This window comes from Saccharospirillum sp. MSK14-1 (assembly GCF_003054965.1).
Classification (GTDB): domain Bacteria; phylum Pseudomonadota; class Gammaproteobacteria; order Pseudomonadales; family Natronospirillaceae; genus Saccharospirillum.
Genome location: NZ_MIES01000033.1, coordinates 1,297,577 through 1,315,531 on the forward strand (window position 1 = coordinate 1,297,577; position 17,955 = coordinate 1,315,531).

15 protein-coding genes and 1 tRNA gene are annotated in these 17,955 nt (G+C 52.5%); 10 read left to right on the forward strand and 6 right to left on the reverse strand.

The window, feature by feature from the left end:
* Entirely contained in the window at positions 1 to 429 is a 429-nt protein-coding gene (locus BGP77_RS15055; RefSeq protein ID WP_108165528.1) for a S24 family peptidase, read from the forward strand.
* 266 nt (positions 430 to 695) lie between these two features.
* The gene (locus BGP77_RS15060) at positions 696 to 1,190 is read left to right on the forward strand and encodes a hypothetical protein (RefSeq protein WP_108165529.1); all 495 of its coding nucleotides are present in this window, start codon (positions 696 to 698) and stop codon (positions 1,188 to 1,190) included.
* A 14-nt stretch (positions 1,191 to 1,204) separates the two neighbouring features.
* On the opposite strand, the gene BGP77_RS15065 is transcribed toward BGP77_RS15060, so the two are convergent.
* Positions 1,205 to 1,954 (reverse strand): sulfite exporter TauE/SafE family protein, encoded by a 750-nt coding sequence (locus tag BGP77_RS15065; protein ID WP_233252371.1) that lies wholly within the window; start codon positions 1,952 to 1,954, stop codon positions 1,205 to 1,207.
* 160 nt (positions 1,955 to 2,114) lie between these two features.
* Between BGP77_RS15065 and BGP77_RS15070 the strand changes: the two genes are divergently transcribed.
* Together BGP77_RS15070 and BGP77_RS15075 are read left to right on the forward strand one after the other, a co-directional pair.
* Positions 2,115 to 2,750, forward strand: coding sequence for a SatD family protein (locus BGP77_RS15070; RefSeq protein WP_108165530.1), 636 nt, complete (start codon positions 2,115 to 2,117; stop codon positions 2,748 to 2,750).
* Positions 2,744 to 3,475: a hypothetical protein gene (locus BGP77_RS15075; protein WP_108165531.1), complete on the forward strand. Its 732-nt coding sequence runs from the start codon at positions 2,744 to 2,746 to the stop codon at positions 3,473 to 3,475. Before BGP77_RS15070 ends, BGP77_RS15075 begins: the two co-directional genes overlap by 7 nt.
* Here the strand turns inward: BGP77_RS15075 and BGP77_RS15080 are convergent.
* Positions 3,458 to 5,554 carry a bifunctional diguanylate cyclase/phosphodiesterase gene (locus BGP77_RS15080; RefSeq protein WP_108165532.1) on the reverse strand — a complete coding sequence of 699 codons (2,097 nt, stop codon included), beginning with the start codon at positions 5,552 to 5,554 and terminating at the stop codon, positions 3,458 to 3,460. The genes BGP77_RS15075 and BGP77_RS15080 overlap by 18 nt on opposite strands.
* Positions 5,555 to 5,771: 217 nt before the next feature.
* Between BGP77_RS15080 and BGP77_RS15085 the strand changes: the two genes are divergently transcribed.
* The 5 genes from BGP77_RS15085 (at position 5,772) to BGP77_RS15105 (ending at position 12,313) form a co-directional block, all read left to right on the forward strand.
* Positions 5,772 to 5,848 (forward strand) — tRNA-Val (locus BGP77_RS15085).
* Positions 5,849 to 6,278: 430 nt separating this feature from the next.
* Complete coding sequence (locus BGP77_RS15090; protein ID WP_108165533.1) at positions 6,279 to 8,087, forward strand: CHASE domain-containing protein; 1,809 nt, start codon at positions 6,279 to 6,281, stop codon at positions 8,085 to 8,087.
* A gap of 5 nt (positions 8,088 to 8,092) precedes the next feature.
* A complete protein-coding gene (locus BGP77_RS15095; RefSeq protein ID WP_108165534.1) occupies positions 8,093 to 8,518 on the forward strand; it encodes a response regulator in 426 nt (141 codons plus the stop codon).
* A 21-nt stretch (positions 8,519 to 8,539) separates the two neighbouring features.
* Positions 8,540 to 10,240, forward strand: a complete 1,701-nt coding sequence (locus tag BGP77_RS15100) for a bifunctional diguanylate cyclase/phosphodiesterase (RefSeq protein WP_108165535.1) — start codon at positions 8,540 to 8,542, stop codon at positions 10,238 to 10,240.
* A gap of 264 nt (positions 10,241 to 10,504) precedes the next feature.
* Positions 10,505 to 12,313, forward strand: coding sequence for an FG-GAP repeat protein (locus tag BGP77_RS15105; protein ID WP_158269400.1), 1,809 nt, complete (start codon positions 10,505 to 10,507; stop codon positions 12,311 to 12,313).
* 53 nt (positions 12,314 to 12,366) lie between these two features.
* Here the strand turns inward: BGP77_RS15105 and BGP77_RS15110 are convergent, their stop codons facing one another.
* A complete protein-coding gene (locus tag BGP77_RS15110) occupies positions 12,367 to 13,719 on the reverse strand; it encodes a hypothetical protein (RefSeq protein ID WP_146171268.1) in 1,353 nt (450 codons plus the stop codon).
* 66 nt (positions 13,720 to 13,785) lie between these two features.
* Between BGP77_RS15110 and BGP77_RS15115 the strand changes: the two genes are divergently transcribed.
* Complete coding sequence (locus tag BGP77_RS15115) at positions 13,786 to 14,463, forward strand: Sir2 family NAD-dependent protein deacetylase (RefSeq protein ID WP_108165538.1); 678 nt, start codon at positions 13,786 to 13,788, stop codon at positions 14,461 to 14,463.
* Between the two features lie 86 nt (positions 14,464 to 14,549).
* On the opposite strand, the gene BGP77_RS15120 is transcribed toward BGP77_RS15115, so the two are convergent.
* From BGP77_RS15120 to uvrB, 3 genes are read right to left on the reverse strand one after another with little or no spacing between them, the layout of a single operon-like run.
* Complete coding sequence (locus BGP77_RS15120; RefSeq protein ID WP_108165539.1) at positions 14,550 to 15,446, reverse strand: hypothetical protein; 897 nt, start codon at positions 15,444 to 15,446, stop codon at positions 14,550 to 14,552.
* A gap of 38 nt (positions 15,447 to 15,484) precedes the next feature.
* Complete coding sequence (locus BGP77_RS15125) at positions 15,485 to 15,889, reverse strand: DUF1801 domain-containing protein (protein WP_108165540.1); 405 nt, start codon at positions 15,887 to 15,889, stop codon at positions 15,485 to 15,487.
* 22 nt (positions 15,890 to 15,911) lie between these two features.
* Positions 15,912 to 17,939, reverse strand: a complete 2,028-nt coding sequence (gene uvrB / locus BGP77_RS15130) for an excinuclease ABC subunit UvrB (RefSeq protein WP_108165541.1) — start codon at positions 17,937 to 17,939, stop codon at positions 15,912 to 15,914.
* Positions 17,940 to 17,955 lie beyond the last annotated feature (16 nt).

Sequence of the window (17,955 nt, forward strand, 5' to 3'; positions counted from 1 at the left end):
ATGGCTGTTCAATTACTAGGTCGCAGTGTGGCCGGGCCTCAACTGAATCTACCGTTATTTATTGAAGGCGCTGAAGCCAGCCAAAATGCAGCGGCGACGGTAGACGATTCGACAGGGGTCGATCTCAATCAACTCTGCCTGCGCTACCCGGACAAAACCTTTTTTGTGGCCGTGGAAACCGACGCCATGATCGACGCCGGCATCGGCCCTGGCGATCTGTTGATTGCTCACCAAGCGCAAACAGCCCGTTCCGGGCAAATTGTCATTGCTGCTTTTCAGGGGGAATTGACGGTTCGGGAATTACAGTTATCGCCTTCTCCACGGCTGATTGCACACCACCCGGATATCGAGGCAGTCATTATTCCCGACAGTGAAACCTTGACGATTCTTGGTATCGTCACACAAATATTACGTTCGGTTGGATATTAAGGAATCTTAAACTTGAATTACCGACCATCGGCCCCTAAATTGATATCGCTCCAAATATCTCGCACTTTTTAGACCGATACGTGAGCTGATTTAATGCCCAATACGTAATCATCGGGTGTGATTGCGTATTGCATTGCCCACTGTCGCCGGTTTCTCTCATTGATGGCCCTACCCGGCCTCAATAGACCGCCAGTGTTGATGCTCTGAAGCGCACTTCTCGCGCCAGGGCGGTTTGTTCATCCACTTCTATTTTGAATATTGAGACTATGACCGAAGCTAAGGCATATACCCCTATTGACGATCAATTGATCGATCAACAAATTCAGCAATATCAAGCCGAACTGGAAGAATTAAAACAGGCCAAGGCGGCCGCTTTGAAAAAAGAAGAAGGCTTTGACCAATATTTGGCATTGCTGGAAACGTTAAAGCGCGATTACGAGTTAACCGAAGAAGATATTTTTAATCGTCGCAGCGTAAAGATTGGCGATTGGATTACCACTGACCTGCCGCGTTTGAATAAATCAGCGCTGTTGGCGCGCCTGGAGAAATTCATTGGTGACCGCCTTAAGCAGCAAGCTCGCAAAAAACCCCTGACGGGTCGCCCTCAGCCAGCGCGTGAACTGCCACCGGGCCAGTATCGCCACCCACTGAAGCTGGAAACCCTGGAGAAAAAAACCCGCGCACCGCGCGAGTTGAACCACTGGGTCACCGAAAACGGGCTGGAGACGGTACTGTCCTGGAGAATCGAAACGTCCGATTAAGAGCGTTCATTGCGCTAACCAACCAAACCTTGCTGCACTAAACGCAAGCCCGTCAGCAGCAAGAGCGCATAGCACAGTCGATAAAACCACCGCTCAGACAGGCGGTGGTGCAACCAAAGCCCCAGATAGACTCCCGCCACCGCAACCGGCGCCAATAAGACCGCATTGAGTAATATTTCCGGACGGAACTGTCCCAAAAAGGCGTAGGGCACCAGTTTGATGTAATTAACGAACGCAAAAAAGACGACAGTGGTACCGACAAACAAGGTCTTATCAAGACGCTGCGGCAACAGATAGACGCTGATCGGCGGTCCACCGGCGTGTGCCGAAAAACTGGTAAACCCAGCCACCGCCGACCAGATGCCGCCGCGCACTCGGCTGGCTTGCTGCGCCGGTCGCTCCCGACGCCAAGCCTGGCTGTAATAATTCAGCGCAAAGGCAACCGCGATCCCCCCAATCAGCAACCGCAGTACCTGCTCATCCACCCAGCGATAGGTCACCGTTGCCACGATGACACCAGCGATTCCGCCGGGCAGAATAATCCACAAATTACGCGGATCCCAGCGCCTCCAATACGCCCGTAATCCCGCCAGATCCATAATGCACAGCATCGGCAACAAAATAGCGGCTGCATCGAAGGGAGAAATGACCAGCGACATCAATGGCACCGCTACCATGCCCAGCCCCCCACCGAATCCGCCTTTGGATATACCCACGATCAGAATGGCGATCACGGCAAGCACGTAAAAAGTAGGCGACAACACGGGGCGGTTCCTTACATCGGTCAAAAGACGCGTCATTCTAACGCGCCCAGCGCCGGTCTCGACAACATTCGCGCTGTAAGCCATCCACCAAAGTGGTTGCAAATCGACCAATAAAACCATTATGGTTTAAATCATCATTAAACAACCTAAGAGGTTGATCATGACTCCTCTGGTGCTGATCGGTGATCTGGTCGCGTCACGCCGCTCCAGCCTGCGCCAACAGCTGCAAGAACAACTCAAGCAGGCTCTCGATGACCTAAACCAAGACCGAACCGGCCTGACATCACCCTATACCATCACGCTCGGCGATGAGTTTCAGGTGGTGTACGAACAGGCAGATCGGGTCTTCGCCGACTGCCTAGCGATCGCCGCCGCGGTCTATCCGGTGCGCATGCGTTTCTCTTTGAGCCTGGGTGAAATCAGCACCGAGCTGAACCCGGATCAGGCTCTGGGCATGGACGGCCCGGCGTTCTATCAGGCCCGCGATGGTATTGATCAGCTCAAACGCAGCGGTGAACTGTTTAGGCTGGCGGGACTGAATGACGCCGAACAGCCATTAGCGACCGGAGGTCTGGGACTCTTCAGTCATCAACTCAACAAATGGAACGCCAATCGCCTGCATATTCTGAACCGTTTACTGCAAGACTGGCGGGTCGAACGCATCGCCGAAGAACTGAACATCAGCGAGCAAGCGGTTTATAAGAACATCAACAGCGGCGGCCTGCATGCGGTCATTCGACTGCTCACCGCCCTGACTCAAACCCTCAACGAATCGATGCGAGGCAGAGCATGCTGACCTGGCTGTTTCTGGTCGGCTGGCTGACCAGTCGTTTAGCACTGATCGTACGCGATGAGCCGCTGAGTTCGCGGTTTCTGCTCGGTCTACTGTCCGTGCAATTACTGTGGTGCTGGCTGACATTGGGCGCATCGTTCGCCAGCCTGAGCATCAGCGGTCTGATACTGCTGGCGCTCATTGTTCCGGAGCGACTCGTTCCTAAACATTGGCTCAACGACGGCCGACTGGCAGCAACGGTGATCATGCTGATCGCTCTAACCTTGCTGACAGAGGCCCTGCCCGCCCCCAACTGGCAAAGCAATATGGACGCTTGGTTGTGGAATGCAGGCTTCAGCCCGGCACAGCTGACGCGCACCTTAATCTGGTTAACCGGGTTTTTATTGGTCGCCAACGAAGCCAACCTGCTGATCCGCAGCCTCTTTCATCGCTTTGCGTTGGAGCCCCGGCTCAACGGTCATGACGACAGCGCCGACACTCAGGTCGACGCGCGCGAATACAATGCTGGCCGGGTGATTGGCATTCTGGAACGCTGGTTGATGTATCTGGTGCTGGTTGGCAGCGCTAACTACAACGTCATTGCCATCATCATTGCCGCCAAGGGCTTTGCCCGTTTTCGACAGCTTGAGGAACGCGCCTTTGCCGAATACGTCCTGATCGGCACCCTGACATCGACCCTGCTCACCATCGGCATTGCCGAAAGCCTTCGCTCAATGCTGAGCCAATAACGCAGGCTCGCCAAAGCAATAGCCCTGACATTGATCACAACCCAGCGCCGCGAGAATTTGCACCTGCTCCGGCGTTTCCACGCCTTCCGCCAAAACTTGCAATCCCAATGGCCGAGCCATAGCGATGATGGACTTAATGATGGTGTAGGCACTGCTGCGCGCTTCCAGCCCTTCCACCAGCGACACATCAATTTTCAATCGATCCAGTGGCAACGCATGCAACAACGGCAACGATAAACAGCCGGTGCCAAAATCATCCAGCACAAAACGCAGGCCCAGCTCACTGAGCTGAGCCATACACTCGCGACTGCGATCCAGGTCGCGGCCGATCAAGGCTTCAGTGACTTCAAGTTCCAGCACGGTCGGATCGGCACCGGTCAGTGCGATAATGGCATCCACCTGATCGACAAAATCCGCCGCCAACCATTGCCGAACACTGACATTGATCGAAATTGGCAACGCAGCCTCGTCCGCAAAGATCCGGCTTTGCTCGCAGACCTGCCGCAACGCCCATCGCCCGATGTCGATGATCAACCCACTGGATTCGGCCAAACTCAGAAAATGCTCGGGTCTCAGCAACCCCAGCCGTGGATGCCGCCACCGCAACAGTGCCTCGTAACCCAGAATACGGCCATGCAGATTGGTGCGCGCTTGGTAGTGAAGCTCGAATTGATCGGCTGCCAGCGCCTGACGTAAGTCCAACTCCAACTGACTGCGCCGTTGCAACCGCGCCTGCATATCCGGCTCAAAGAAACACAGCTGATCGCGACCAGCCTGCTTGGACGCATACATCGCCAAATCGGCCGACATCATTAACGTATCCACCGGTTGTTCATCACCCCGGAACACCGTTGCGCCAATGCTTGCACTGAGTATATAAGCCTGGCCCTGCAAATCATAAGGACGACGCAAGGCGGCCAGTAATTTGTTGCCATAGGCCTGAACCGCGCTTTCTGCCTGCCCCAGATCACCGGGCAGGCCACCAACCAAGACCACAAACTCATCACCGCCGGTACGCGCCAGACTGTCTGAGGTGCGCGAACAGGCTTTCATACGCCGGGCCACCTGCACCAGTAACTCATCGCCGAGCGAATGGCCAAAGGCATCATTGAGCTGTTTAAAATGATCCAGGTCGATGTACAGCAAGGCCGCATACTGACGCGTGCGCCTCGATTGCTGACGGACGTTATCAAGACGCTCAATCAGCAGGCGTCGATTGGCCAACAGCGTCAATGGGTCCTGATACGCCAGCTTTTGCATTTGCGCTTCGGCGGCCTTGCGCTCGGTAATATCACTGAAGCTGGCAATGTAGTGTGTGACCATGTTGGCCCCATCGCGCACCGCCTTGATCACCGCCCGCTCAGTAAACAGCCCGCCATTCTTGCGCCGGTTGCAGAGCTCCCCGGACCAATAACCTTCCTGCTCGATGTCACGCCAAAGCTGCTGATAAAAAGACTCATCATGAATGCCAGAACTGAGCAACGACGGATTGCGTCCGATAACCTCATCTTCGCGATAGCCGGTGATCTCGGTAAACGCCGCATTAACCCGAATGATGCGTCGTTCACGGTCAGTGATCAGCACCGCATCCTGAGTCTGCAGCGCAATAGCGGATATCTGATGGTCTGCAAGCGCCTCTTTCTGATCGGTTATATCGCGCATCCACAACAACCAACGCCCAGGCTGGGGCTCCGACCGCCAGCAGGCCGTTACCTCAAACCACCGCCAATAACCATTGACCGGCAGCGAAACCTGGTCGGATACGGCATCGGCAGTGCCGCCCGGCTGGACTATCAACGCCCGAATTACCGAGGCCGCCTCGGTTGGCAAAACCGCTTCAGGCGTCGACCCAAGATAGGCCTCGCGGGGTCGGTACAGCACATCGTAAGAGCGTGAGTGCAGCTCGCAAAAACGCCCTTCGGCATCGAGCTCAAACACGAAATCCGGCGCTGCGGCCAAGGTCGCGCGCAGCACTGCATTGCGCCTGATCTGCTTCCGCAGTCGGGCCAATAGCCCCAGTCCCAGCAGCACACACGCGACGACCAACGCCAGTGCTCCGAACCTCAGCAAAGCATCCATTTTCGCCACCCGATACCATAAAACCAATGGCAGTCTAAAACGGCACAGGCAGACACTGACTGACCTGGATCAAGGTGACATTCAGGCCGTCAATAGCATACCGACCTGCCTTGGGCTTCTGACCAGCTAAATCGGGGTAACTGATTGAATCCCTTAAATTTTTTAAAGGCGGGGGTTGCGCGAGGCAATTTTCCAAGTATTATACGCCCCGACCTGAAGGACTATAGCTCAGTTGGTTAGAGCGCTACCTTGACATGGTAGAGGTCTCCAGTTCGAGTCTGGATAGTCCTACCAAATTCTTCATGAAAACCAAGCACTTAGCGGTGCTTGGTTTTTTTTGTGCTTGAGGTTGTGCGAAGTTTTGACAATATTCTACTAACGACAGACAGTACCCTAGACTCACGCCTTCCGTTCGTATGCCCCAAAATTAAGAGGCAATGATTCATCAAACCTCCCGCGGCTATTACTCTGCTTGGCAATGGATCATCGTAGTCAGCACTTTTTGCCACCATTGTAGTAATCAACACCAAATGCTTACGAAGTTTAGTGTGTCCCATATCTGAAGATACTCACCAATACCTTTTGGTGCTTTGTCCTGCCAAATACGACATCTGGTATCGCTGACCTCCCACCAAAAACTCTGTTCAATTCCAGTTTCGTGCACTTCTGAAAATCCCTGCTAACTTTCCTAACACAACTCGAAACTGCGAAGAGATCCCCCTTCATGAACCAAGCTGTAGCCAACGATGTTCCCGCTGTGAAGAACTCTCACGGGAGACTTCACTGGTATCACTGGTTAGTTATCGGCTTATCACTAATGTTGACTCTCGGTGCTTTCAAGATCACAGAAAGACAGGTCCAGCTAAAAAGTGAAGAGCAATTTGAGTTTCAATCTCAACAAATTTTGGATCTCGTACAGGAGCGTATGGCCAAGTACGAAGAAGCGTTATTGGCTGGAGTCTCATCACTGCGAATGTTTCCTTCGACCGCGACCCGCTCAGACTGGCTAACGTTTGCCGACAGTCTAGACATAGGCGAGCGATTCCCTGGTATCAATGGCATTGGTGTCATTCACTACGTACCACCGGAAAAACTGGAGGATTACCTAGCTTGGCAGCGTGAATCAATGCCTGGATACAACATTCATCCTGCACACAATGAAGACGAATACTGGCCAATTACCTATATCGAACCAGAAATAACCAATACGCGCGCTGTCGGTTTAGATATGGCCCACGAGCAGAATCGTTTCACCGCGGCTAAAAAAGCCAGGGATACCGGTAAAGCCAACATCACCGGTCCCATTACTCTGGTCCAGGATGCTCAGCAAACACCTGGATTCCTATTCTACGCCCCCTGGTATGCTGATCGAGGCCCTGTCGCGACACACGGTGACAGCAACGGGAATTTTATGGGGCTTGTGTATGCCCCTTTCATTATGTTCAAGCTAATGGACGGAACGCTGGCGAACACTAACCGCTTAGTAAATTTCAGCATTCATGATGGAGACGTTGAGCTCTACAACGAATTGAACAGTTCTTCTGAGAACTACGATCCCGACCCACTATACACCCGCGAAGAAACACTTGAACTTTATGGCCGGCCATGGCGTTTTAATCTTCAATCCACGCAGCTATTCCGCGATCAACAGACCAATACTCAGCCTTTTATAATTCTTGCTGGCGGTATCACGATCGAGATTCTTATAATTTTCATTTTCATTGTATTAGCACGATCGAATAAAAGTGCGATTGCCTATGCAGATCGGGTTACCAAAGACCTTAGAGCTCAGAAAAATGAACTTGAGAGCGTTTCACAGAACTTAGAATCCCGTAACCATGAGCTGGTAGAAGCGAACAAAGAACTCGATCAATTCGCGTTTGTTGCATCGCACGATCTTAAAGCCCCACTGAGAGGCATTAACCAGTTAGCGCTGTGGATTGAAGAAGATCTCAAGGAAAGCCTGACGCCTCAAACTAAAGAGTACTTAGATCTATTGCAAAACCGCACTGCCAGGCTGGAAAAGCTCCTCAATGACTTGTTGGCGTACTCACGCGTCGGACGCAAAGAAGGGGAAATGACAGAGATCACGGTTAGCAAGTTTATTGATGACATTTTCTCCCTACTCAGCCCGCCTGACAGTTTTAAACTCGACTATAAAGACGCCGTTGGTACCGTCACCACTATGAGCATTCCCCTGGAATTGATACTGCGGAACTTGATGAGCAACGCCATTAAACACCACGACAAACAGAGCGGCACCATAAGCGTTGTTGCTAAAGAGGTTGGCACTCGCATTCAATTCAGTGTAACTGACGATGGACCAGGCATACCTCCAGAGCATCAGGAACGAGTATTCGACCTGTTCCATACTCTTAAACCCCGTGACCAAGTCGAAGGGAGTGGATTAGGCTTATCGGTCATCAAAAAGACACTCGATCGCTATAACTGTCAATATCGTCTCATCTCTGATGGCCAGCGCGGCTGCACTTTCGAATTTGACTGGCCATTTGTTCGGGAGGTCAAGGAGTAAAAACAATGACGGAACAACCTTATCAACAAGTCAGCATCTTGCTGGTTGAAGATGATGACATCGATGCAATGAGTATTGAACGCTCCATTAAAAAGATGAGGCTGGCGAATCCGCTGGTTAGGGTTATCGATGGTGTTGAAGCATTAGCCGTTCTTCATAATGACAGTATTCCCAAGCCGCGTATCGTATTACTCGATCTAAACATGCCACGAATGGGTGGGTTGGAATTTTTAGAAGCTATTCGCAATGACGAAAAATTAAATGACACTGTCGTCTTTGTATTAACAACATCACAAAGTGAAGAAGAAATTTATGAGGCGTATAAAAAAAACATTGCTGACTACATCATTAAGTCATCGTTAAGCCAGGACTTCAATCAAGTGCTTAAATTCCTGGATCACTATTGGCAGCTAGTTGTCCTTCCGTCCTAGAGCTGTAGAGTCGATAAAACTATGAATATATTGATCATTGATGACGACGCGATCGACCGTATGTCCGCTATTAGGACCCTTGGAGAGTCAGAATTAACGCTTGATCAAGTCGATCAAGCACCTACGGCCGAAGAAGGCATTAGGCTCGCTACGCAGCGGAAATATAATGTCATTCTGTTGGACTACCAAATCCCGCCCTACAATGGCATCGAAGTCCTGCGTGAAATCCGAGGCAGTAACGACTACGCCACTTCCATCGTGATGCTCAGTCATAGTAATGATGAGCAATTGGCTCTCGATTGTATTGAAGCAGGTGCTCAAGACTTCGTGATGAAAAGCGAAGTCACTGCAACCCGATTAAAGCGCGCCATCTTATTGTCCGCAGAGCGCCACCACTTGGAACTGCAAGTACGTGACAGTCACGATATGCTGAGACGGCTTGCCGAACAAGACAGCCTGACCGGTCTCAGTAACCGGTATTTTTTCGATGAAGCATTGAAAGATGCAATCCCTAAAGCAGAACGCAACGGCAAACAACTGGCTGTCGTATTACTCGACTTAGACAAATTCAAGAACATTAATGACACTCTGGGCCACCAGGCCGGGGATATATTTCTGCAGGAAGTGGCACAGCGCATGGAAGTGCCCATCCGTGAAGGTGATAAATTATGCCGCTTAGGCGGAGATGAGTTTGCCATCTTGGTCCATGACCTGGTTCACCCTACCCAGGTACGCCTACTGGTAAACCGTGTGTTTGATGCGCTGGCTGGTCCTGTTGAAATTGACGGTCACAGTCTGGAGATTACCGCCAGTGTGGGTATCGCGACATACCCCGACTGTGCAACCGATGCAGTCGGCTTAATGAAGTGTGCTGATGTGGCGATGTATCGCTCGAAATCCTTGGGACGAAACCAGGTTCAGTATTACTCACGAACGTTTCACCAAGCGGTCGAAAGCCGTGTTCGCATTGAAAACGACTTAGGTAAGGCATTAGCAGCAAATCAACTGTTGCTCCACTACCAACCGCAAGTCGATGCGAAAGACTCTTCATTAGTGGGCATTGAAGCGCTGATACGCTGGGAACACCCTGAACTCGGATTGGTCCCACCCGATGAATTCATACCCATTGCTGAAGAATCAAATCTCATCATCGAGATAGGCCGTTGGGTAATCGATACAGCTTGTCGTCAATTTAGTGAATGGCTGAAAGCTGGAGCCAGCACAAACATGAAATACTCGATTGCTGCCAACCTCTCCGCACGACAGTTGAAAGATGGCGGCTTGGTGAGCTTTCTAACCAGCTGCCTTGAAAAGTACCAAATCCCTCCGGCTTCACTGGAGCTGGAGCTAACGGAAAGTAGCCTAGAGCAAAGCCTCAGCGCCTTGGACATGCTGAACAGTCTGACAGACATGGGCATTCAATTGGCGCTGGATGATTTTGGAACGGGTTACTCTTCATTGTCTCACCTAAAACAGTATCCGTTGAATATCTTAAAAATTGATAAATCGTTCGTACAAAATATCGACGATAAGAAACAAGCTAACTTATTAAAAGCCATCTGCTCATTCGCCCATTCGCTGGAATATGAAACGGTAGCCGAAGGTGTTGAAACAAAAGAGCAAGTTAAAATATGCCGTGAACTCGGAGTAAAACGGCTACAGGGTTATTTCTTTTCACGACCTCTTCCTGCGCACCAGTTAAAGAGCCGGTGGTTGAGCTAACACTCACAGTCCGGCCATTATTCACCTTAGATTGGTAGCAATTAACTAGCCCAATAACCGACCACCGACTAAATAATCCACTCAAAGACAACTTTTAGCACGAAGAACTCAATTTCTGTGATTTGCATCACACTCATTTCTGAGCAATAGGGCATATTAGCCGCGCCTTTCAATGGAAAGTTGATCGGTCGACGTCCGCGCACCCTTGGATGAATGTGCAGACCCTGTCGACGATGTCGTTCAGTGAATGATGTTGAGGCGTTCGTGAATTCAGCAATCTACTTGTACCAAGCTTTACGACCATCCGTCACGATCCTCGCTCTGGTTGCCCTCTTAAGCGCTTGTTCTCCCGAATCCAATACCCCAGATGGCCCAACTGGCCCTCCCGGTCCGGTATTAACGGTCGAACCGATTAAGCAGTTCCGTTTTGATTGGCCCGCCAGCGAAAGCGGCACGCACTATCGCATTCTGGAAAATCCGGATGGGCAATCTGGGTTTACCGACGTCAGTGGCGACATTCCTATTGGCACTGAAACCTTCACGATAGAGGTGCCATTACACGCCCGTATCCGTGCGCAATACATTCTTCAGCGATGTGATGGTTCCGAGTGCGCCGACAGCCGGGCCACCACCATAGCCGACAATCTGGCCAGGGGTGTCGGCTATTTCAAACCCGATGTACTGGTGTCATTTGGTTATGAATTTGGGCAAGCCGTGGCACTCAGTGGCGATGGCAAAACCATGGCCGTTGCCGGCGGGGATGATCTGTATATCTTCGTGGAAACCGCCGCAGGGCAATGGCAACAGCAAGACAAAATCGGCTTGCGCTCACCCGCATCCGACTTGGCTTTCAGCAGCGATGGCAACCGACTTGCCGTCGGTTCACGTCTTGATAACAGCAACGCTACAGGCATCTACAGCGCTCGATCCGGAGCCAGTACAGGCGGTGCTACTTTTTCCGGTGCCGTCTATGTGTTCAGCCGCAGTGGGACGAACTGGTCTGAGCAGGCTTATATCAAAGCCAGCAATGTTACCGAGTACGCCTATTTTGGTCGTTCCATCAGTTTAAGCGCTGACGGTACGCTGTTAGCCGTTGGCGCCAACGCTGAAAACAATGATGACCGAGGCATCAGCACAACCTTCCCGGCCAGCACCGACGTCACAGGGTTGGCAGATTCCGGCGCTCTCTATCTGTACCGATACTCAGGCGGCCAGTGGCATGAAGACGCCTATATCAAAGCCAGTAATGCCCATACCAAAGACTGGTTTGGTTACAGTGTCAGCCTGAGCGGTGATGGCCAACGGCTCGTGGTTGGCGCCATCCAAGAAGACAACGATGCAACCGGTGTCAGCACCACCTTCCCCAATGCAGCCGATACGGGCAACCAATGGCGATCCGGTGCGGCCTATCTGTACTACTACACAGGCGGCCAGTGGACCGAAGAGGCTTATATCAAAGCCAGCAATACCTTAACGGAAGCCCGCTTTGGTGCCAGTGTGAGTTTCAATAACGATGGCGACTTACTCGCCGTTGGTGCTCAAGATGAAGCGACGAATATGCACGGCGTACATCAACGCCCCAGTCCTGGCGCAAGCCATAACCGCTCTGGTTCTGGTGCGGCCTATGTCTTTGCCAGAACGGGTTCCACCTGGACCGAAGCAGCTTTTATAAAAGCCGACAACGCCGATAACAATGATCACTTCGGCATCGGCGTACGGCTCAGCAGTGATGGCCAGTGGCTGGCGGTGGTCGCCAAAGAAGAGTCGAGCGCGGCAGCGGGCGTCCATCGATCAAGCCGAAACCAACGCAACAACAGTGTCCCCGGTGCCGGTGCGGTTTATCTCTATCGCCGTAACACCACTCTTTGGTCTGAACAGGCTTATGTTAAGGCGAGCAATAATCGCAGTGGTGACGGCGGTTTCGGGTACCATGTCCAGCCCAGCCTAGACCTGAGTAACGACGGTCAACGACTGCTGGTTGGAAGTTGGGCAGAAGACGGTTTAACCACCGGCATTCAGAGTAACCAGAATGATCGCTCAGGGGATGAGATTGGTGCGGTTTTTCTTTACTAAAAGGTGAACGGCCAGCAGCCCCATGGCCACTAAGCGATCGATACCCATCATCGCTAGACCTGATAATTAATACGTTGCTGGGTACTGATGTGACGACCGTCATTGCCAATGTCAGCGAACGGCGTGGCTTCACCAACCTTGCTGTAGTCAACGTTGTAGCGCTCTCTCAGGCGCTCATAACCACTGGCTCTGCCTTCCGTGTCTTTGATGACCCACTGCAGGATTTCCCGTCGGCGGTTTTCGCCCTGCTCGATCTGACCATCTACCTTGGTATAACGCTGACGCTCTTCACTGTCCCAACGTAATGAGAGGCTTTGCTGTTCATTCGCGGTTTCGTAGTTCAGGGTTAGCTCACGCCGTTGGCTGGTATTGGTTTCGTCACGCTCAGCGTCGTAAGACTCATGACTGCGTTGCGCCATTTCCAGATCGAAGTTATAGGTTCCCGGACCGGTTTCACGAAAACCCTGGGTGCGATGCGACGTAAAAGTGCCATCGAAATCGGAACCGGCCTGAATGCCGCCGCGATCGTTCGCATCCGGTTTCATCGCAACCTGTGTCAGTGCGTCGAGCGTATGAGTGACCAGGTGTCGCGCCTGTTCTGCGCTGGCTCCAATATCCTGCAGGGCTCGACTGCCTTCGTTTGCAGCTTGCAATAACGCATTCAGACCCGAGCCATAAAAACTGCTCAGCGCATCGCTTTGCAAACCGCCCGCTAAGTTAAGCGTCGCCCCCAAAACCGATGTTGCTGCAGACAGTTTCTGTTCCAGCCAACCGGTATCGACCTGACCGTATGCTTGTGCAACGGAGCCGGGTTTCTTGAGCAGTTCAAAGCCATGTCGGTCACTGATACCCGACTCCATATCACTCTGCTGCCAGTCCGACTGTAAGTGTGTTTCCCCCGAGCGCCGCTCTTCCTGATCGAGCGACAATTGCTGCGACAAGGTGCCCGTCTGTTTCGACGCACTGACTTCCAAATCATCAACCGGTGCATTCGCTAACGACTGAAACAAATCCGTTTTGCCATTCGCGCGACCGCCGAACAACTCATCAATTCCGCTGGCCAAGCCCTGCACCAACAACTCAAACGCGTCTTTTTCTTTGTCGGTGAGGGTCTGAGAAGCGTACAGCGTTAGGTCGGACATTCGACCTGACAAGCCTTGGCGAACACCGAACTCAACCTGGGTCCCGGAATCCAGTGTCAGATGGATGGAGAAGCTGGCCCCCAGGGTGCGCTGAGGAGTTTGGTCCGACTCATCAACCGACGGCGGGCGTACCTGGCTTAACTGGTCAAAATCCAGCTTAGCGGCCAACCCCTCAAATCGATTGTTGATTGAAACCATCCAGACGCTCCAGCCAGGCAAAAATTGTGGCTTATCGAAGAGGTTAACGGCAGCAACGATGAGCACTTTAGAACACTTGACCCTAAAACCCGAGACCATGATGCTGACATCACTGTCCTTCGGAGTCTGATCATGTCCCGAATTACGGTTTTCTCTGGCAGTGGCTTGAGCGCCGGTGCTGGCCTGGCAACGTTCCGAGGGCCCAATGGCTTATGGCGACAACGCGATCCGATGACGTTAGCGACGCCTGAAGCCTGGCGGGCTGACCCACAATTAGTGACGGAATTTTATAATGAACGCCGCGCCTTGGCATGGAACGCCCAGCCTACCGAAGCGCACCTGGCCTTGGCGCGCTTGGAAACGCGTTTTGATGTTCAGATCATCACTCAAAATGTGGATGACCTTCATGAACGGGCGGGCAGCAGCAAGGTGACACACCTGCATGGTGTGCTCGACCGTGTCCGCTCCACACAAGATGCGTCGCACAAGCGCTGGATGCGTGGCCAGCCAGTCGACCTTGATGAACAGGCGCCCGATGGGGGGCAATGGCGTCCTGACGTGGTTTGGTTTGGCGAGCCGGTACTGGGCTTTACGGAAGCCGAAACCGCGATGGCCGCCGCTGATAAGGTGCTGGTTGTGGGTACGTCGTTAACTGTTCAGCCGGCAGCCTCACTGTTAACATTGGCTGCTGACAAGGCGACCAAGGTGATCATCAATGCCGACCCCGTCACCCTGAATGCTGGCTTTGAACTGATCGTGGGTCAGGCGGATGATTGTCTGCCACCTCTGGTGACGCAATGGCTCAGCTGATCAGTCGATGAGCCGTGAACCTTATCTTGCGACGGCCGTTAGCGGCACCACAACGGAACTAACACCCGCGTCGTCACCATTCCAGACTAAGGCAGTCTACGCCTGACTGCAGTGCCATGACTGACATCACCGGCTTCCATATCCTCTGGCAACGTTTTGATATCCAGCCCTTGAAGGTTAAGCAGACCACCGACTTTCAGCCTCGCAGGTAGGTCTGTAATTGACGTTTGGCGCAGATCCAGCCCACCACCAACGCTCAATCCTATCGGTAATGATTGAATGGAACTGCCACGCAAATCCAGAGAGCCCGCGATGGAAAAACCATCCGGCAGTGCAGTGATGGCGGTCTCTCTCAAATCCAGCAAACCTCCAATTTGAAGTCCGGTCGGTAGCGAAGTTACCGCACTGTTACGCAGGTTGAGCCCCCACAACTGAAGGTCATTCGGCAGTCGGGTAATCGCCGTATCACGCAGGTTCATACCGCCCGACACATGAAGATCTGCCGGGAGCTGGGTAATGGCACTGCCTTGTAAATTAAGTCCAGAAGCACTGAGATTGCTGGGCAGTTCGGTGATTGGTGTACCCGACAAGTCCAAGCCATCGACAATGCTCAAACCGTCAGGCAAGGATTGTATTGGCGCACCTCTTAAGTCCAGTCCACCGCCAATAGCGATATCAGCGGGCAAACGGGTAACGCTCGTCCCATTCAAATCGAGCGCCCCTCCGACCGTCAATCCGGCGGGCAACTCATCCACAGCCAGGCCTGTCAAACTGAGCCAGGCGCCTACTTTAAGCCCTTCGGGTAAATGCCGTATCGCCGTACTTGTAAGGTTTAAATAACCATCAACGCAAAAATTCTTAGGCAGCTCAAAGACCGCACTCTTGGAAAGATTGCAGTCAGCCGTCACTCGAAGGCCCGCTACCTCTTCCACAAAAGGAATTTTCCGTTGCACCAATAGGGTTTTCAGATCATGACTCGACATTCGCAAACGGTCCAGAGCATTACTAAATAGAAGCGGAATCAGGCACCTAATATAGGCAGGTGTTTGACCGATTGATACTGATGAGCCATGGCAATGCAATGCGCCAAGGGCCCTTCCGGAAACGGCTGCGCTAATGACAAGCGGATGGCACGCTTACCATCGAATACCAATTCGTCACCGTATATTTCGCGGAAGGTTTCCACTAACCGCGTTGTGCACACAAAATAAAGGGCACATTCACTAGGTTGTTTGGGTTTCCAATCAAAACGAACCGGGCTGCCGCCTTTCACCTTATAACTGGGCTCGCCCCATTTAAGCGTTTCTTCCACGGATCCCAACTGATGCTCTTTAGCAACATCAACAATCAACTGCCGTACCTGATGCAGATATTCCCGAACTTCCGGTGGGTAGGTTGTAAAGTGTGCAGCGACTTCCGGTGTCATGGCAGTGCCTCCCTGGGCAGCATCAGACCACTTTTAACAGGCTTTTAGCTTCAACCATTTCATCGCGCAAAGCAGCGGCTTTTTCAAAGGCCATGTCTTTGGCGGCGCGATGCATTTCATCTTCCAGTCGAACAATTTCCTTCGACAATTCCGCCGGTGACATGGTGGCGTAACTTTTCGCTTCGGCGTCAATGCGTTCAACTTTTTGCCGACGACTGGCCATTTTGCCTTTGCGTCCGGGTGCTCCCGGTGTAATGGCGCCTTCGAGGATGTCCTGAACATCTTTCTGCAACGCTTGCGGTGTGATGCCATGGGCTTCGTTATGGGCAATCTGTTTTTCGCGTCGGCGTTCGGTTTCTTCGATGGCGCGCTGCATCGAGCCGGTCATATTATCGCCATAGAGAATGGCGGTACCATTGAGATTACGAGCGGCACGGCCGATGGTCTGAATCAGCGAGCGGTCACTGCGCAGGAAGCCTTCTTTGTCCGCATCCAGAATCGCTACCAGTGACACTTCCGGCATATCCAAACCTTCACGCAAGAGGTTAATGCCAACCAGCACATCGAATTCACCCAGGCGCAGATCGCGAATAATTTCGACGCGCTCAACCGTATCAATATCCGAATGCAGATAGCGTACCTTGATGCCGTTCTCCGCCAGATAATCGGTTAAATCCTCGGCCATGCGTTTGGTCAGCGTCGTCACCAGCGTACGTTCGCCGAGCTTGATACGCTTATGAATTTCCGACAGCAAATCATCGACCTGAGTGGATGCCGGCCGCACTTCAACCTGCGGATCGACCAGGCCAGTCGGTCGAACCACCTGCTCTACGGTTTGTTGGCTGTGCTCGGCTTCGTACTTGGCAGGCGTTGCCGAGACATAAATGGCCTGCGGTGCCAGCCGTTCCCACTCTTCAAATTTCAGCGGCCGGTTATCGAGGGCTGATGGCAAGCGGAAACCATACTCAACCAGAGTTTCCTTGCGCGAGCGGTCACCTTTATACATGGCGCCAATCTGCGGAATGGAAACGTGGCTTTCGTCGATAAACATCAGCGCATCATCGGGCAGATATTCGTACAGCGTCGGCGGCGGCTGGCCGGCGCCACGACCGGACAGAAAGCGTGAGTAGTTTTCGATGCCGGTGCAGTAACCCAGCTCTCGCATCATTTCCAGATCGTAACGAGTACGCTGCTCCAGACGTTGCGCTTCCACCAAGCGATTGTCGTTTTCGAGCACTTTCAGCCGCTCGCCCAATTCGGTTTCAATATCTTCGATGGCTTTGACAATGGTTTCGCGCGGCGTGACGTAATGCGTTTTCGGATAGATGGTAGTGCGCGTCAGCTTGTTGAGTACTTCACCGGTCAGCGGGTCAAACAGGCTGAGCTGCTCCACTTCTTCGTCGAACAATTCAATGCGTACCGCTTCCATTTCCGATTCGGCTGGAAACACATCGATGATGTCGCCGCGTACCCGATAGGTACCCCGCCCAAAATCGACGTCATTGCGCTTATATTGCAACTCGGCCAGGCGACGCAGAATAAAACGCTGATCCACCGAATCACCCTTTTTCAGGTGCAGCATCATCTTTAGGTAAGACTCCGGTGAACCCAGGCCATAGATAGCGGAAACGGTAGCAACGATCAGCGTATCGCGACGTTCCAGTAAGGCTTTAGTCGCCGACAGTCGCATCTGTTCGATGTGCTCATTTACCGACGAATCTTTGTCGATGAACGTATCTGAAGACGGTACATAGGCTTCGGGCTGATAGTAGTCGTAATAGGAAACGAAGTACTCGACGGCGTTTTCCGGTAGGAATTCACGGAACTCCGAATACAGCTGCGCCGCCAGGGTTTTGTTGTGCGCCATTACGATGGTCGGGCGCTGCGCCGATTCAATCACCTTGGCCATGGTGTAGGTCTTGCCCGACCCGGTCACGCCCAAGAGCGTCTGGGCAGTCAGACCGGCTTCCAGCCCGGTCACCAACTGATCGATGGCCTTGGGCTGATCGCCCGCTGGCTGATATTTGGAATGCACCTTAAACGGCTTCATGGCGAGTTCCTGAAGA

What these genes read in the sequence shown, in the direction of transcription:
- BGP77_RS15055 (WP_108165528.1), top strand. Translation starts at nt 1, where the DNA reads ATGGCTGTTCAATTACTAGGTCGCAGTGTGGCCGGGCCTCAACTGAAT.
- BGP77_RS15060 (WP_108165529.1), top strand. Translation starts at nt 696, where the DNA reads ATGACCGAAGCTAAGGCATATACCCCTATTGACGATCAATTGATCGAT.
- BGP77_RS15070 (WP_108165530.1), top strand. Translation starts at nt 2,115, where the DNA reads ATGACTCCTCTGGTGCTGATCGGTGATCTGGTCGCGTCACGCCGCTCC.
- BGP77_RS15075 (WP_108165531.1), top strand. Translation starts at nt 2,744, where the DNA reads ATGCTGACCTGGCTGTTTCTGGTCGGCTGGCTGACCAGTCGTTTAGCA.
- BGP77_RS15080 (WP_108165532.1), bottom strand. Translation starts at nt 5,554, where the DNA reads ATGGATGCTTTGCTGAGGTTCGGAGCACTGGCGTTGGTCGTCGCGTGT.
- BGP77_RS15090 (WP_108165533.1), top strand. Translation starts at nt 6,279, where the DNA reads ATGAACCAAGCTGTAGCCAACGATGTTCCCGCTGTGAAGAACTCTCAC.
- BGP77_RS15095 (WP_108165534.1), top strand. Translation starts at nt 8,093, where the DNA reads ATGACGGAACAACCTTATCAACAAGTCAGCATCTTGCTGGTTGAAGAT.
- BGP77_RS15100 (WP_108165535.1), top strand. Translation starts at nt 8,540, where the DNA reads ATGAATATATTGATCATTGATGACGACGCGATCGACCGTATGTCCGCT.
- BGP77_RS15115 (WP_108165538.1), top strand. Translation starts at nt 13,786, where the DNA reads ATGTCCCGAATTACGGTTTTCTCTGGCAGTGGCTTGAGCGCCGGTGCT.
- BGP77_RS15120 (WP_108165539.1), bottom strand. Translation starts at nt 15,446, where the DNA reads ATGTCGAGTCATGATCTGAAAACCCTATTGGTGCAACGGAAAATTCCT.
- BGP77_RS15125 (WP_108165540.1), bottom strand. Translation starts at nt 15,889, where the DNA reads ATGACACCGGAAGTCGCTGCACACTTTACAACCTACCCACCGGAAGTT.
- uvrB (WP_108165541.1), bottom strand. Translation starts at nt 17,939, where the DNA reads ATGAAGCCGTTTAAGGTGCATTCCAAATATCAGCCAGCGGGCGATCAG.